Origin of the sequence: Micromonospora sp. NPDC005171 (assembly GCF_040608575.1) — a bacterium.
GTDB lineage: Bacteria > Actinomycetota > Actinomycetes > Mycobacteriales > Micromonosporaceae > Micromonospora.
This window is the reverse complement of record NZ_JBEXIM010000010.1, coordinates 13,437-26,983: the sequence shown is the minus strand read 5'-3', so window position 1 is coordinate 26,983 and position 13,547 is coordinate 13,437. Positions and strand designations below refer to the sequence as shown.

Annotated in this window: 12 protein-coding genes; 9 read left to right on the top strand and 3 right to left on the bottom strand. The window is 72.1% G+C overall.

Annotated features, from left to right (window positions below):
* Positions 1 to 33 precede the first annotated feature (33 nt).
* Positions 34 to 2,190: an elongation factor G-like protein EF-G2 gene (locus ABZU74_RS15405; protein WP_355423438.1), complete on the bottom strand. Its 2,157-nt coding sequence runs from the start codon at positions 2,188 to 2,190 to the stop codon at positions 34 to 36.
* Between the two features lie 250 nt (positions 2,191 to 2,440).
* Between ABZU74_RS15405 and pgsA the strand changes: the two genes are divergently transcribed.
* The 8 genes from pgsA to ABZU74_RS15365 all read left to right on the top strand — a co-directional run bounded on the left by pgsA (position 2,441) and on the right by ABZU74_RS15365 (position 9,332).
* On the top strand, positions 2,441 to 3,070 hold the full coding sequence (pgsA, locus tag ABZU74_RS15400) for a phosphatidylinositol phosphate synthase (RefSeq protein ID WP_355423435.1): 630 nt from the start codon (positions 2,441 to 2,443) through the stop codon (positions 3,068 to 3,070).
* A 46-nt stretch (positions 3,071 to 3,116) separates the two neighbouring features.
* Entirely contained in the window at positions 3,117 to 4,049 is a 933-nt protein-coding gene (locus ABZU74_RS15395; RefSeq protein ID WP_355423432.1) for a phosphatidylinositol mannoside acyltransferase, read from the top strand.
* Between the two features lie 16 nt (positions 4,050 to 4,065).
* Entirely contained in the window at positions 4,066 to 5,226 is a 1,161-nt protein-coding gene (locus ABZU74_RS15390) for a glycosyltransferase family 4 protein (RefSeq protein WP_355423429.1), read from the top strand.
* 81 nt (positions 5,227 to 5,307) lie between these two features.
* Positions 5,308 to 5,811: a hypothetical protein gene (locus tag ABZU74_RS15385; protein ID WP_355423427.1), complete on the top strand. Its 504-nt coding sequence runs from the start codon at positions 5,308 to 5,310 to the stop codon at positions 5,809 to 5,811.
* Positions 5,812 to 5,961: 150 nt separating this feature from the next.
* On the top strand, positions 5,962 to 6,879 hold the full coding sequence (pdxS, locus tag ABZU74_RS15380) for a pyridoxal 5'-phosphate synthase lyase subunit PdxS (RefSeq protein ID WP_355423424.1): 918 nt from the start codon (positions 5,962 to 5,964) through the stop codon (positions 6,877 to 6,879).
* A 106-nt stretch (positions 6,880 to 6,985) separates the two neighbouring features.
* Positions 6,986 to 7,591 carry a pyridoxal 5'-phosphate synthase glutaminase subunit PdxT gene (gene pdxT, locus ABZU74_RS15375; RefSeq protein ID WP_355423421.1) on the top strand — a complete coding sequence of 202 codons (606 nt, stop codon included), beginning with the start codon at positions 6,986 to 6,988 and terminating at the stop codon, positions 7,589 to 7,591.
* A gap of 281 nt (positions 7,592 to 7,872) precedes the next feature.
* Entirely contained in the window at positions 7,873 to 8,625 is a 753-nt protein-coding gene (locus tag ABZU74_RS15370) for a YebC/PmpR family DNA-binding transcriptional regulator (protein WP_355423419.1), read from the top strand.
* Positions 8,626 to 8,714: 89 nt separating this feature from the next.
* Complete coding sequence (locus ABZU74_RS15365) at positions 8,715 to 9,332, top strand: DUF402 domain-containing protein (RefSeq protein ID WP_355423416.1); 618 nt, start codon at positions 8,715 to 8,717, stop codon at positions 9,330 to 9,332.
* Positions 9,333 to 9,344: 12 nt separating this feature from the next.
* On the opposite strand, the gene ABZU74_RS15360 is transcribed toward ABZU74_RS15365, so the two are convergent.
* The gene (locus tag ABZU74_RS15360; protein WP_355423413.1) at positions 9,345 to 10,340 is read right to left on the bottom strand and encodes a helix-turn-helix domain-containing protein; all 996 of its coding nucleotides are present in this window, start codon (positions 10,338 to 10,340) and stop codon (positions 9,345 to 9,347) included.
* A gap of 254 nt (positions 10,341 to 10,594) precedes the next feature.
* On the opposite strand from ABZU74_RS15360, the gene ABZU74_RS15355 reads away from it, so the two are divergent.
* Positions 10,595 to 11,623: a helix-turn-helix domain-containing protein gene (locus ABZU74_RS15355; protein ID WP_355423410.1), complete on the top strand. Its 1,029-nt coding sequence runs from the start codon at positions 10,595 to 10,597 to the stop codon at positions 11,621 to 11,623.
* A gap of 74 nt (positions 11,624 to 11,697) precedes the next feature.
* Here the strand turns inward: ABZU74_RS15355 and ABZU74_RS15350 are convergent, their stop codons facing one another.
* Positions 11,698 to 13,488, bottom strand: a complete 1,791-nt coding sequence (locus tag ABZU74_RS15350; protein WP_355423407.1) for a carbohydrate binding domain-containing protein — start codon at positions 13,486 to 13,488, stop codon at positions 11,698 to 11,700.
* Positions 13,489 to 13,547: the final 59 nt, after the last annotated feature.

The following is a 13,547-nucleotide window of genomic DNA, read 5'->3' as shown; positions in this document are numbered from 1 at the left end:
GTCGGAGCGGGGCGGGGCGGGGCGGATCAGGGGTTAGGGGAGTTGTTCTTTGCGGGTCTGGTCGGCCAGGTGGGCGGGCATCGGGTCGTGGCGGACGAAGTGGCGGCGGAAGGTGCCGGTGCCGGCCGTCATGGAGCGCAGCTCGACGGCGTACCGAAGCAGTTCGGTGGCCGGCACTTCGGCGCGGACGAGGGTGCGGCCCTCGGTGTCCGGGTCCGGTTCGGTGCCGAGCACCCGGCCGCGTCGACCGGAGAGGTCACCCATGACGGTGCCCACCGAGCCGTCCGGAACCCGGATGGTGACCTCGTCGATCGGCTCCAGCAGGGCCGGCTGGCCACGCTCGGCGGCGTCGCGCAGTGCCAGCGCGCCGGCGGTCTGGAAGGCCGCGTCGGAGGAGTCGACGCTGTGTGACTTGCCGTCGACCAGGGTCACCCGCAGGTCCACCACGGGGTGCCCGGCGACCAGCCCGCGCTCCAGCTGGGCGCGGACACCCTTCTCCACGGACGGGATGTAGTTGTGCGGCACCGCGCCGCCGACCACCCGGTCGACGAACTCGAAGCCACTGCCGCGGGGCAGCGGCTCGACCTCGATGTCGCAGACCGCGTACTGGCCGTGGCCGCCGGACTGCTTGACGTGGCGACCGTGCCCCTTCGCGGGCACGGTCAGGGTTTCGCGCAGCGACACGTTGACCGGCTCGGTGTCCAGCTCGACGCCGCCGGCGCGCAGCCGGTCGAGCACCACGTCGGCGTGTGCCTCGCCCATGCACCAGAGCACCAGCTGATGGGTCTCCGGGTTGCGCTCCAGCCGCAGCGTGGGGTCGCCGGCGACCAGGCGTGCGAGATTGCGGGCCAGGGCGTCCTCGTCGGCGCGGCTTCGGGCGACGATCGCCACCGGCAGCAGCGGCTCCGGCATCTCCCAGGGGGCGATCAGCAGCGGGTCGTCCCTGGTCGAGATGGTGTCGCCGGTCTCGGCGCTGCCCGACTTGGTGATCGCGCAGAGGTCGCCGGCCACGCAGGCCGACACCTCGCGCAGGGTCGCGCCCAGCGGGGTGTAGATGTGCCCGACCCGCTCGTCGGCGTCGTGGTCGGGGTGCCCACGTTCGGCCATGCCGTGACCGGAGACGTGCACGGTCTGGTCAGGGCGCAGCGTGCCGGAGAAGACCCGGACCAGCGAGACCCGGCCGACGTGGCGGTCGACTGTGGTCTTGACGACCTCGGCGACCAGGGGCCGGGCCGGGTCGCAGGTCAGCGGCGGACGCGGCGAGCCGTCCACCCCGGTCACCGCCGGCAGCTCGTGCTCCAGCGGCGACGGGAACGCGGAGGTCAGCACCTCCAGCAGCACGTCCAGCCCGACACCGGTCTGTGCGCAGACCGGCACCACCGGGTAGAAGTGACCCCGGGCGACGGCCTTCTCCAGGTCGTCGATGAGCACCTCGTCGCTGATCTCCTCGCCGTCGAGGTAGCGGTCCATCAGGGTCTCGTCCTCGCTCTCGGCGATGATCCCCTCGATCAGCTCGTCGCGGGACTCGTCGATGGCCCGCTGGTGCTCAGGGTCGGGGTCGCGGACGTCAGCGGGCAGACCGGCGCTGTAGTCGAAGACCCGGCGGGTGATCAGACCGAGCAGACCCTCGGTGGACACCCCGTCGTCGCCGAGCATCGGCAGGTAGAGCGGCATCACGTTGTCACCGAAGAGGCGCTGGCAGAGCGCCACCGTCTCGTCGACGTCGGCGCGGGGCTGATCCAGTCGGGAAACCGCCACCGCGCGGGGCATGTCGACGGCGGCGCACTCCTCCCACAGCGCGACGGTGGCCGCGTCCATGCCGCCCGCGGCGGAGACCACGAAGAGCGCGGCGTCGGCGGCCCGCAGCCCGGCGCGCAGCTCACCGACGAAGTCGGCGTAGCCGGGAGTGTCCAGCAGGTTGACCTTGATGCCGTTGTGCAGCAGTGGCGCGCAGGACAGGCTGACCGAGCGCTGCTGGCGTACGGCTGCGGGGTCGTGGTCGCCGACCGTGGTGCCGTCGACCACGGTGCCGGCGCGGCCGATCGTGCCGGTCGCCGCGAGCAGGGCCTCGACCAGTGTGGTCTTACCCGCCCCGGAGTGCCCGACGAGCACCACGTTGCGAACCCGCTCGGGCTCGGTCACCACCGGCGTGCCGCCGGTGGAACCCTTCTCTTGACTCTTCTGCGCCATGGGGGCGCACCTCCCTCAGCCGGTGGTGGTGGCGACCGCCGCGCGACGGGAAGCGGCCCGGGGCGAGTGCGCGGCGATATCCTCCGGTGGTCTGCTGCACAGCGGGAACGGGACGGGCGGACGGGTGAGCTGGCTCACCTCCCGGCTCGATCTCACACCCGTTGCCGGGTAGGCACAAGCCTCCCCCGGGCGGGTCGGCGGGACCGTCCGTATCGCCGGAGCTGGGCGGACCGTTATCGTGGGGACCGCCATGGCGAAGATCTTCCAAGTGTCGGCCCGCGCGGGGATGACCCGCGTCGTCGAGCCGATTGCCCGTGCCCTGCTGCGCGCGGGCGTCACCCCCAATGCCGTCACCGTCGCGGGCACCGTTGGTGTGCTCGTCGGCGCGCTCGGCTTCGGTGCCCGCGGCCATCTGGTCGCGGGCGCGTTGATCGTCACCCTGTTCGCGCTCACCGACCTGCTCGACGGGACGATGGCCCGGATGAGCGGCGGCTCCACCAGGTTCGGCGCGTTCCTCGACTCAAGCATGGACCGGGTCGCCGACAGCGCCGTCTTCGGCGCGGTCGCGTACTGGCTGGCCACGCAGGGCAACCACTCCGGGGTGGCCGCCGCGTTGGTCTGCCTGGCCGCCGGCAGCCTGGTCTCCTACGTGAAGGCCCGCGCCGAGGGGCTCGGCATGACCTGCAACGTGGGCATCGCCGAGCGCACCGAGCGGCTGCTGATCGTCGGGGTCGGCGGCATCCTCACCGGCCTCAACGTGAAGCCGGCTCTGGAGATCGCGCTCTGGCTGCTCGCCGCAGTGTCGATCTTCACGGTGGGGCAGCGGATGGCGCACGTCTACCGCCAGGCCCAGCAGCTCCAACCGGACGGCCAGGCGTGAGTGGCGTGTCGCCGGCCCGACGCCGGACGACCGGCGGTCGAGCCGCGTGAACCTCACCGAGCTGGGCTACATCGCCGGGTGGCGGGTGGTTCGTGCGCTACCCCGGCCGGTGGTGGCGGCGGCGTTCCAGGCGGGCGCGGACCGCGCCCATCGCCGCCCCAACGGGGGTACGGCCCGACTCCGCGCGAACCTGCGCCGGGTGGTCGGCCCGGAGCTGTCCGAGGCCGAGCTGGACGATCTCGTCAAGCGCGGGTTGCGCTCGTACGCCCGGTACTGGATGGAGGCGTTCCGGCTGCCCGGGTTGAGCCGGTCGCAGATCCTGTCCACTTTCCGGCTCGGCGGCGCGGAGTTGCTCGCGGCCGACGTGGCCGCCGGCCGGGGCGCGGTGGTGGCGCTGCCGCACGCCGGCAACTGGGACGCTGCGGGCGCCTGGGTCGCGGCCACCGGTTGGCCGATCACCACTGTCATGGAACGGCTCAAACCGGAGGGCGTGTACAAGCGTTTCCTGGCGTTCCGAGAGGTCCTCGGGATGGAGATCCTGCCGACACACGGTGGGTCGCGCCCGGCGTTCGACGTGCTGCTGGATCGCGTACGCGCCGGTGCGGTGGTGCCGCTGCTGGCCGACCGTGACCTCTCCGCCCGAGGGGTGGAGGTGGACTTCTTCGGCGCGAGGACCCGGATGCCCGCCGGGCCGGCGCTGCTCGCGCTGCACACCGGCGCGCCGCTCTACGTGGCCTCGATGTGGTACGAACCGGACGCCGCCTGCGCGTCGCTGGCCGGCCCGCTGCCGGTGCCGGGGCCCGAGGCGGGCCCCCTGGACCAGCGGGTCCGGTCGCTGACCCAGCTGATCGCCGACCGTCTGGCGGCGGGTATCGCCCAGCATCCGGAAGACTGGCACATGTTGCAGCGGATGTGGCTGGACCAGGCGAGGTCGGGGGAGGGCACAGCGCTGTCCCCGTCGGCCCCCGGCCAGGCCTGAGGAGGTGGGCTGACGCATGCGGATCGGCATCGTGTGCCCGTACTCGTTCGACGTGCCCGGTGGGGTGCAGAACCACGTCATGGACCTCGCCGAGGCGCTGATCGCGTTGGGCCACGAGGTCAGCGTGCTCGCGCCGGCCGACGAGGATTCGCCGCTGCCGGAGTACGTGGTGTCCGCCGGACGCGCCGTGCCACTGCCGTACAACGGTTCGGTGGCCCGGATCGCGTTCGGCCCGGTGTCGACCGCCCGGGTGCGGCGGTGGATCACCAACGGCGACTTCGACGTGCTGCACGTGCACGAGCCGCTCACGTTGAGTCTGTCGCTGCTGGCCGTGCTCTCCGCCCGTGGCCCGGTGGTGGCCACGTTCCACACCGCGATGACCCGTTCGCGGGTCCTGGCGGCCGCCCAGGGTGTGCTCCAGATCGTGTTGGAGCGGATCACGGCCCGGATCGCGGTGAGCGCGCTGGCCCGCAAGGTGCAGGTCGAGCACATGGACGGCGGTGCCGTGGAGATCCCCAACGGGGTGGCGGTGGCCAAGTTCGCCGACGCCAAACCGTTGCCGGGCTGGCCGGGGGAGAGCGCGGCCGGCACCGGCGGCACGCTCGGCTTCCTGGGCCGGTTCACCGAGGCGCGCAAGGGCTTCCCGGTGCTGCGCGACGCGTTCGTGGCGTTGGCCGCCACCCGGCCCGGTCTGCGGTTGCTCGTCGCCGGCCCGGGCGACCCCGACGACCTGTACGACCAGTTCCCCGCCGAGCTGCACGAGCGGATCACCTTCCTCGGCCTTGTCAGCGAAGCGGACAAGGCGCGCATGCTGCGCAGTGTGCACCTCTACGTCGCACCGAACACCGGCGGTGAGTCGTTCGGCATGATCCTCACCGAGGCGTTGGCGGCGGGTACCACGGTGGTCGCCAGTGACCTGGACGCGTTCCGGCGGGTGCTCGACGGTGGGCGGGCCGGTCGGCTCTTTCCCACCGGTGACGCGGCGGGGCTGCGTGCCGTGCTCGGCGAGCTGCTGGACGACCCGGCCGGGCGGGCCACGCTGAGCGCCTGCGGTGATCAGGTGGTCGCGAATTTCGACTGGCCGGTGGTTGCTCGCCGCGTTCTGGAGGTATACGCAGCGGCGATCGAGGCAACCGACGGGCGGGTCATCGACCAGGAATGGGTGGGGCTGGGCTGAGCCGGTGTGACGGATGGTGCGGGGGTGACCGGCGGGGCCGGTCCGGCCGCGCCCAATCGGACGAAACGGAGCAGCACTACGATGCCGCACATGTGGTGGGTGGTGGCCGCGAGCGTGGTCGTGGGGCTGGTCGCGGCGTACCTCATCTGGACCGCCGGCCGGGTGGAGCGGCTGCAGGGCCGCGCGGAGCTGGCGGCCCGGGCGCTCGACGCCCACCTGCTGCGCCGCGCGGCGGCGGCCGCGGTCCTGGCTGAGCGGCGGTTCGGCGTCGAGCTGTACGCGGCTGCCCGGATCGCCCTGGACGCCAGCCCGGACGAGCGGGAGGCGGCGGAGAACGACCTCACCCGGCAGTTGCGCGGCGTCCAGTTGGACCCGGGCGACCCGGACTGCGCGGCGGTCATCGCCGCCAGTCGTCGGCTCGCGTTGTCCCGACAGGTGCACACCGATCTGGTCCGCGACGCCCGGTCGGCGCGCGGCCGGCCGCTGGTGCGCCTGTTGCGGATGGGGCGGGGCCGGCAGTGGCCGCGCTACTTCGACATCGACGACCCGACCCTCGTGGTGCCGGCGGACGTTCCCGCCGCCTGACCTCCGCTGGCCGCCGTGGCTCCCGCGACGAGCCGGTGACCACTGCCACAGTGCAGGCCACCGGGGGTCTGATTGGCTGTCGGTGCGGCGTTGCACCGCGCGTAGCATTTTCGCTGCCACCCTCAGTGCACGTCCAAGGAGCGATGACCCGTGCCCGAAAACACCGCGTCGAACACCGGTACCGCCTCCGTCGTCGGCACCGCCCGCGTGAAGCGTGGCATGGCCGAGATGCTCAAGGGCGGCGTGATCATGGATGTCGTCAACGCCGAGCAGGCCAAGATCGCGGAGGACGCCGGCGCCGTCGCGGTGATGGCCCTGGAGCGGGTGCCCGCCGACATCCGCGCGCAGGGCGGGGTGTCCCGGATGAGCGACCCCGACATGATCGACGGGATCATCGAGGCGGTCTCCATCCCGGTGATGGCGAAGGCCCGCATCGGCCACTTCGTGGAGGCGCAGATCCTCCAGTCGCTCGGCGTGGACTACGTCGACGAGTCCGAGGTGCTGACCCCGGCCGACTACGCGAACCACATCGACAAGTGGGCGTTCACGGTGCCCTTCGTCTGTGGCGCGACGAACCTGGGCGAGGCGCTGCGCCGGATCACCGAGGGCGCGGCCATGATCCGCTCCAAGGGGGAGGCCGGCACCGGTGACGTCTCCAACGCCACCACCCACATGCGGAAGATCCGCCAGGAGATCCGCCGGCTCTCCTCGCTGCCGGCCGACGAGCTGTACGTCGCGGCCAAGGAGTTGCAGGCCCCGTACGAGCTGGTCAAGGAGGTCGCCGAGAGCGGCAAGCTGCCGGTGGTGCTGTTCACCGCGGGCGGGATCGCCACTCCGGCGGACGCGGCGATGATGATGCAGCTCGGCGCGGAGGGCGTCTTCGTCGGTTCCGGCATCTTCAAGGCGGGCAACCCGGCTCAGCGGGCCGCCGCGATCGTCAAGGCGACCACCTTCCACGACGACCCGGACGTGCTGGCCAAGGTCTCCCGGGGGCTCGGCGAGGCGATGGTCGGCATCAACGTCGACGAGATCCCACAGCCGCACCGCCTGGCCGAGCGCGGTTGGTGAGCGCGCGGCGTGAGTCGTTCCCGCCCGCACCGGTCGCCGGGGAGGGCGGGGTCGGTGACGGTCGACGCCCGGTGGGCAGCGTGACGCGGAGAGGAATGGTGCGAACGTGACGGCACCTGTGATCGGTGTGCTCGCGCTTCAGGGGGACGTCCGCGAGCACGTGGCGGCGCTGGCCGCGGCGGGCGCGGACGCCCGTCCGGTCCGCCGTCCGGCGGAGCTGGACGCGGTCGACGGCCTGGTCATCCCCGGCGGCGAGTCCACCACCATGAGCAAGCTCGCCGACATCTTCGAGCTGCGCGAGCCGATCGACAAGCGGATCGCCGACGGCATGCCGGTCTACGGCTCCTGCGCCGGCATGATCATGTTGGCGACCGAGGTGCTGGACGGCCGACCCGATCAGCGGGGTTTCTCCGGCATCGACATGACCGTCCGGCGCAACGCGTTCGGCCGGCAGGTCGACTCGTTCGAGGCGCCGGTGACCGTCGCCGGGGTGCCGGGCGAGCCGTTCCACGCGGTGTTCATCCGCGCGCCGTGGGTCGAGCGGGTCGGTGCCGGCGTCCAGGTCATCGGGGTGGTGGCCGGCGGTCCGGCCGCCGACCGGATCGTGGCGGTCCGACAGGGCAACCTGCTGGCCACCTCGTTCCACCCGGAGCTCACCGGTGACCTGCGGGTGCACGCGTACTTCGTGGACCTGGTCCGCGCCGCCTCCTGAAACGGCGGGCGACCGCCCCCGGCTGTCCATGATGCTCGCCGCGGTCGTCGCCCGGCCGGGGTTTTTTCCCGTCTGCCCTGGTCCGTGGAGGTCGGGCTGCCGTGCCGCGCGCGGTGCATGACAGCGACCGGGGGGACGTCGGTAGGATTGCGGAGATTCGGCAGGGCCATCTGCCCGCCACGGCTTCCACCAGAGCTGACCGGCACCTCCGCGTGCGCCGGCGGGAGCGGGGCGTGAGCGGTGCGGTCGATGCAGACGGCGGGTAGCAACGGAGGTAGAAGATGTCCGGCCACTCAAAGTGGGCGACGACCAAGCACAAGAAGGCCGTCATCGACGCCAAGCGCGGCAAGATGTTCGCCAAGCTGATCAAGAACGTCGAGGTGGCCGCCCGGACCGGCGGCGGTGACCCCTCCGGCAACCCGACGCTCTTCGACGCCATTCAGAAGGCGAAGAAGAGCTCGGTGCCGAACGACAACATCGATCGTGCCGTCAAGCGCGGCTCCGGCCTGGAGGCCGGCGGCGCCGACTGGCAGACGATCATGTATGAGGGGTACGGCCCGAACGGCGTGGCCATGCTGATCGAGTGCCTCACCGACAACCGCAACCGCGCGGCGACCGAGGTGCGGACCGCGCTGACCCGCAACGGCGGCTCGCTCGCCGACGCCGGCTCGGTGTCGTACATGTTCTCCCGCAAGGGCGTGGTGATCGTCCCCAAGGAGGGCACCAGCGAGGACGACGTGATGCTTGCCGTCTTGGATGCCGGCGCCGAAGAGGTCAACGACATCGGCGAGGCGTACGAGGTGGTCTCCGAGCCGACCGACCTGATCCCGGTGCGGACGGCGTTGCAGGACGCCGGCATCGAGTACGAGTCGGCCGAGTCCTCGCTGATCCCCAGCGTCAACGTGCCGCTGGACGAAGAGGGCGCCCGCAAGATCTTCAAGCTGATCGACGTCCTGGAGGACTGCGACGACGTCCAGAACGTCTACGCCAACTTCGACATCAGCGACGACGTGATGGCGGCGGTCGACGCCTGAGCTACGCCCCCGCCTCAACCCCGCCACGATCTTGCACTTTCTGACCCGGGCGGGGTTGGGTTGGTGGCGGGCGAGGAGGTGCCGTAGTGGTGGCAGCGCGGTTCGCGGCCGGCGACACGGTGGTACGGCGTGAGGTGCTGCGAGGCGAGGTCTGGTTCGGCTGCCCGACGATCTGCGTCGAGGATTCGCCCGACCTGCTCGCCCTCTACCTCCCACCGGGCGCCGAGTTCGGCTTCCCGCAGACGGGCGTCTTCCCGTGCGGGCGGCACCCGTGGGAGACCGCCGGGCACCGCTCCTGGTCCGGGCACGGCAAGCTGATGCTGCACCGCCCCGGTGAGGCGCACTCGATCGACGTGTTCTGGACCGGGCCGGGGCGCGACTTCGCCGGCTGGTACTTCAACCTCCAGGACCCGGTGCGGCGGACGCCTATCGGGGTGGACACGTTGGACCACGAGCTGGACCTGTGGTGGGCCGCGGACGCCGACAGGTATGTCTGGAAGGACGTGGAGATGTTCGCCCAGCGCCTCGTCGAGGGGCGCTACCCGGGCATGGGGGACGCCATCCAGGCCGAGGGTGACCGAATCGCCGCCCTGCTCGACGCCGGTGAGCGCTGGTGGGACCGGTCGTGGGCCACCTGGCAGCCCGACCCCACCTGGACGGCGCCCCCGCTGGCCGTCGGCTGGGACCGGGTGCCACCCGCGCGCTGAGCGGCGCCGTCGTCAGTTTCCCGGCAGCGCGTTGACCAGGAACACCTGATCCGGGCCGCCGGTGCACGGCTCGACCAGCGCCGCGGTCGACACGTCGCTGTCGTCGTCGCGCAGGCCCACGCACAGCTCGCTACGGTCGGGTCGGATACGGTACGCGTCGGGCACCGTTCCGGTCGGTTCGAAGTGGAACACCTGCTTCGACCTGCTGGCGCTGCAGTCCTCCTCGTTCCAGGGTTCGAGCAGGTTACGGCCGGGATCCTCCTCGCGGATGGTGAGGCAGCCCTTCCCGAGCACCGGGTGGACCCAGTAGATGAAGAACATTCCGTCGGCCACCGGCGCCAGTGAGGTGTCCGGTGGGGTGGCCTCGGTGCAGGGCCGCTGGACCGCAATCTCCTTCGTGTACTGGCCGGTGCGGTCGCGGCCCTCGGTGAGGCAGAGGTGCGGGCTGCGGACGGGGCGGATCTGGCTGGGCCCCGCGCTCGGCGAACGGGCGCCACCACCCGCCGAGGTGGTCGGGTCGGTGGACTGCGCGGCCCTTCCTTGCTCGTCGTCGCGTCGCTCGAGCCAGAAGCCCACACCGATCGTGGCCAGCAGGGCGGCGACGACGAGCAGCGCCAGCGGCGCGGGCCGGGCGAACCAGCGTGGCCGGGCCGGGTCAGCGCGCTCCGGGGCCACTGTCGTGACGGCGTCGACCGGCGGTGGCTCCGGTGCCGGCGACGGCGGGGCGAACTGACCTGCGGCGAGGCGGTGCCGGGCCCGCAGCCACGTCTCGGCCTGATCTCCCGCGCCGCAGGCCCGAACGAACGCGGCCACCACCTCGGGGCGCGGCAGTGTGGACCGGCGCAGGATGTCGGCTGCGGTGCTCCGGGCCAGCACGTCACCCGCCGACGCGGCACGCTGCTCCAGTTGCCGGTAGGTGAGCCCCGACCGGTCCTTGAGCTGGCGCAGCAACTCGACGAACGCGGCCGGGTCGGACGCGTCGTCCGGGCGTAGCTCCCCCGTGGTCATCGCCCGATTGTCCAGACACCGCTGAGGCGCGAGCAAGCCGGGTCCCGGTGACTGTCCGAGATGGTCGGACAGGATCCGGACAGGCCACCCTGAGCTGCCCGGACAGCCCAGCGCGGCCACCGGGGCATTGTCCTCGTCCACCGGCTTACCTAGCGTCTTTCCTCGATGGCCGCGCCGCTGACCGCTGTGCGGCCGACGGGCTCGGGCCGGCACCGGTTCGGGCTCGACCACACCAACGACAACGGGGAGATTCGATGGATGACGCTGCCCGGGATCCGGTGCCGCAGGCGGCCACCGCGGGGGAGTACGTGGCGTTGCTCAGGGAGGCGCGGCGGCGCTCCGGCCTCACCTACCGGGAGATCGCCAGGCGGGCCTCGGCTGCCGGACACTGGCTGCCGCCGAGCACCCTCGCGACGATGCTGGGGCGTACGACGCTGCCCCGGGAGCGCACCGTCGTCGCGTTGCTGGCGGCCTGCGGTACCCCTGCCGACGAGGTCGACAGGTGGCTGGAGACCCGGCGGGACCTTGAGGCCCGCCTCGCCGAGCAGGGTCGAGGGGAGAGCGACCCGGCACAGACCCCTGCCGGCCCGTCCGCGACCGTTCCGGCGCACATCCGCCCGAGCATCGGCTCGGTCCCGCCGCGACCCGAGGCGCCCTGGCCGGCCCGTCGCTGGCTTCGGCTGGCGCTGCTGGCCGTGCTCGGCGTCCTGACGGTCGGGGCGTCCGGGGCGCTGCGACCTCTCGCCGCTCCCACAGTGGGCAGCTCGCCGACCGACGGCTGCCCGGCGGTGCTGCGCCAGGGCATGTACGGCCCCTGCGTGCTGAACCTCCAGGAGCACCTGGTCGCCGGAGGGCTGACCATGCCTGTCGACGGCTGGTTCGGCCCGGACACCACCAGCCGGGTGATGGTGTTCCAGGCGTTCGGCGGCCTGCCGGTCAGCGGCACCGCGGACGCCCGGTTGTTCGACGAGCTGGCGGGCGATCGGAAGGTGCCCGCCAGCTGGCCGGAGGACCGGATCGGCAAGCACCTGCGGCAGATGTTCCCGGAGGACCCGGCCGGGGCGGTGCAGGTGGCGCGCTGCCTGTCCGGATTGGACCCGTACCGGGTGGAGGTCGTCGAGGACGGGTCGCGGCGCTGGGGGTTGTTCCAGTTCAGCGACATGGAGGTGTCCCGGTTCGGCGTCGACCGTCGGATGGCGCTGGACCCGGCGTGGAACATCGGGACGGCTCGGGAGGTCTGGTCTCGGACCGGCGGCTTCGGTCATTGGAACTGCGCGGCGTAGTGCTCACGCGTGACGCTCCCCGCCCGGTCCACGAACCGGACGGGGAGCGTCCCCCCGTTACCCCGACTGACGGTTCACTGCCGCAGGCGGTTGGCGAACACGTACGCGCCCACGGAACGTCCGGTGGCGAGCCCGGCGTCCGCGTCGAACCGATAGTGCACGCCGAGGTAGATCCGGCTCAGCGCGTTCTCCTCGGCGGCATGGTCGAAGCCGCTCATGTGCCGGACCACGCCCACGGCGTGCGGATCGTCAGTGGTGGCGTCGAAGGCGATCGCATCGGTGCCGAAGAACCTCTTCATCACCGCGGACCAGGCCCCCGCGAAGGTGGCGTGCCCGGAGACGTAGGCCGGGAACGCCGGCGTGTACGGCACCCCCTCGCGGGTCTTCGACAGCGGCTGCCAACCGGGGCCCTCCGTCGCCTCGATGGCGCTCACCGGCCGCCACAGGTCGACGGGCGTCTGGTACTTGGCGTCCCAGGCGGCGATGGCGGCGTCGGCGAGCGCGAGGGCGACCAGCCCGAAGAGCCGGGCGTTGGCCAGGATGCCGAGCTGACGTTGCTCCGCCACGATCCGGGTGTGCGAGAAGAGCTGACCCGGTGGCTTGTACGTGCCACCCAGGTCGTTGGCCCAGAAGAAGGCGATCTGCGTCTGCTCGGGGGTGCGCAGCGACGACGTCTGACCGCCGTAGTCGCGGATCTCCTGCACCTGGGTGCGGTACTCCTCCTTGCCGAGCAGGTCGGCGTACCCGGTGGCGCCGGCCGGTGGGCCGGGCCGGAACTGCCGGCCCGAGGTGAGCGCGAACGGGGTGACCAGGCCCCAGTTCGGGCTGACCGCTGCCATGCCGTTGGTGGGCCGCCACGAACCGGGTACGCCGTCCAGTGGGTACGGCGTGTTGTTGCCGGAGCCGTCGTTGGCGCGGGCCTGGAGGTTGGCGGCGGCCGCCGCCGCGCCGACTGTGTCACCACGGGCGACCTCGGCGGCGTTCACCCCGGACGGCCGGAGGGCGACAGCGCCGGCGAGGGCCTGGGAGTAGGACTGGCCCTGGCCGCCGTACAGGGCGGTCAGCACGTCGTACGCGGCCCGGTCGACGGCCGCGTGCAGGGACGGCGCGACGACGTTGTCCATGGTGCCCGGGTAACTGACCGGCACCCGTACCCGATAGGGGTTGCCCACTCCGGTGACCGAGACGGCGGCGTCGTGCATCGCCGCGTGCAGGATGGCGGCCTCGCGGGACGAGGAGGTGGGTGGCAGGTCCAGCGCCTTGTAGGTGGCCAGCAGGACACCGTTCCAGTACAGGATCGGGTCGGTGGCCGGGTCCACGGCCAGCGGGGTGAGCGAGATGTTGTCCAACCGGACCGTCGAGGTGGCCTGGCCGCCGAAGTGGAACAGCAGCACCGCCTTCGGGTCGCCGAACGGGGACGCGAAGTCGAAGGTGAACCGGCGCATCGAGGACGTCAGCGCGACGCTCTGGTCGACGGCGGAGGTGAAGGGCGTGTCCGCCCGGGAGACCGAGACGCGCAGCGAACGGTTGACGTCGGCCGAGGCGTCGAACTGCAACCGGTACGGCTGCGCGGCCGTCACCCCGAACTCGAAGTGACCGACCAGGTCCTCCCAGACGGGCTTGCCGACCGTCGAGCTGGTGCGGACGCGCAGTTGACCGGTGTCGACTGTGGTGCTGGTCGAGGCGAGCCGGGTCCACCAGGGCTGAGTGCTGCCGCTGTCGAATGTGCCGTTGAGGATGAGGTCTCCCGGGGCGGCGGCGGCCGGCGTGGGGCGGACGAGGGCGGTGAGGGTGCTGGCGAGGGCGACGGCGAGCACCACGCTGAGCAGACGACGGAAATGCCGTGCGTTGATCGGTGGGGACATCGAGAGCCTTTCCGGTCCGAAAACCGGCGACGACCAGGTCGTTGCCGTGAGGATCGGCT

Bases quoted from the DNA above. Each gene is read 5' to 3' on its own strand.
- ABZU74_RS15390 (WP_355423429.1), top strand. From the start codon at position 4,066: ATGCGGATCGGCATCGTGTGCCCGTACTCGTTCGACGTGCCCGGTGGG.
- ABZU74_RS15355 (WP_355423410.1), top strand. From the start codon at position 10,595: ATGGATGACGCTGCCCGGGATCCGGTGCCGCAGGCGGCCACCGCGGGG.
- ABZU74_RS15370 (WP_355423419.1), top strand. From the start codon at position 7,873: ATGTCCGGCCACTCAAAGTGGGCGACGACCAAGCACAAGAAGGCCGTC.
- ABZU74_RS15350 (WP_355423407.1), bottom strand. From the start codon at position 13,488: ATGTCCCCACCGATCAACGCACGGCATTTCCGTCGTCTGCTCAGCGTG.
- ABZU74_RS15405 (WP_355423438.1), bottom strand. From the start codon at position 2,190: ATGGCGCAGAAGAGTCAAGAGAAGGGTTCCACCGGCGGCACGCCGGTG.
- ABZU74_RS15385 (WP_355423427.1), top strand. From the start codon at position 5,308: ATGCCGCACATGTGGTGGGTGGTGGCCGCGAGCGTGGTCGTGGGGCTG.
- pgsA (WP_355423435.1), top strand. From the start codon at position 2,441: ATGGCGAAGATCTTCCAAGTGTCGGCCCGCGCGGGGATGACCCGCGTC.
- ABZU74_RS15360 (WP_355423413.1), bottom strand. From the start codon at position 10,340: ATGACCACGGGGGAGCTACGCCCGGACGACGCGTCCGACCCGGCCGCG.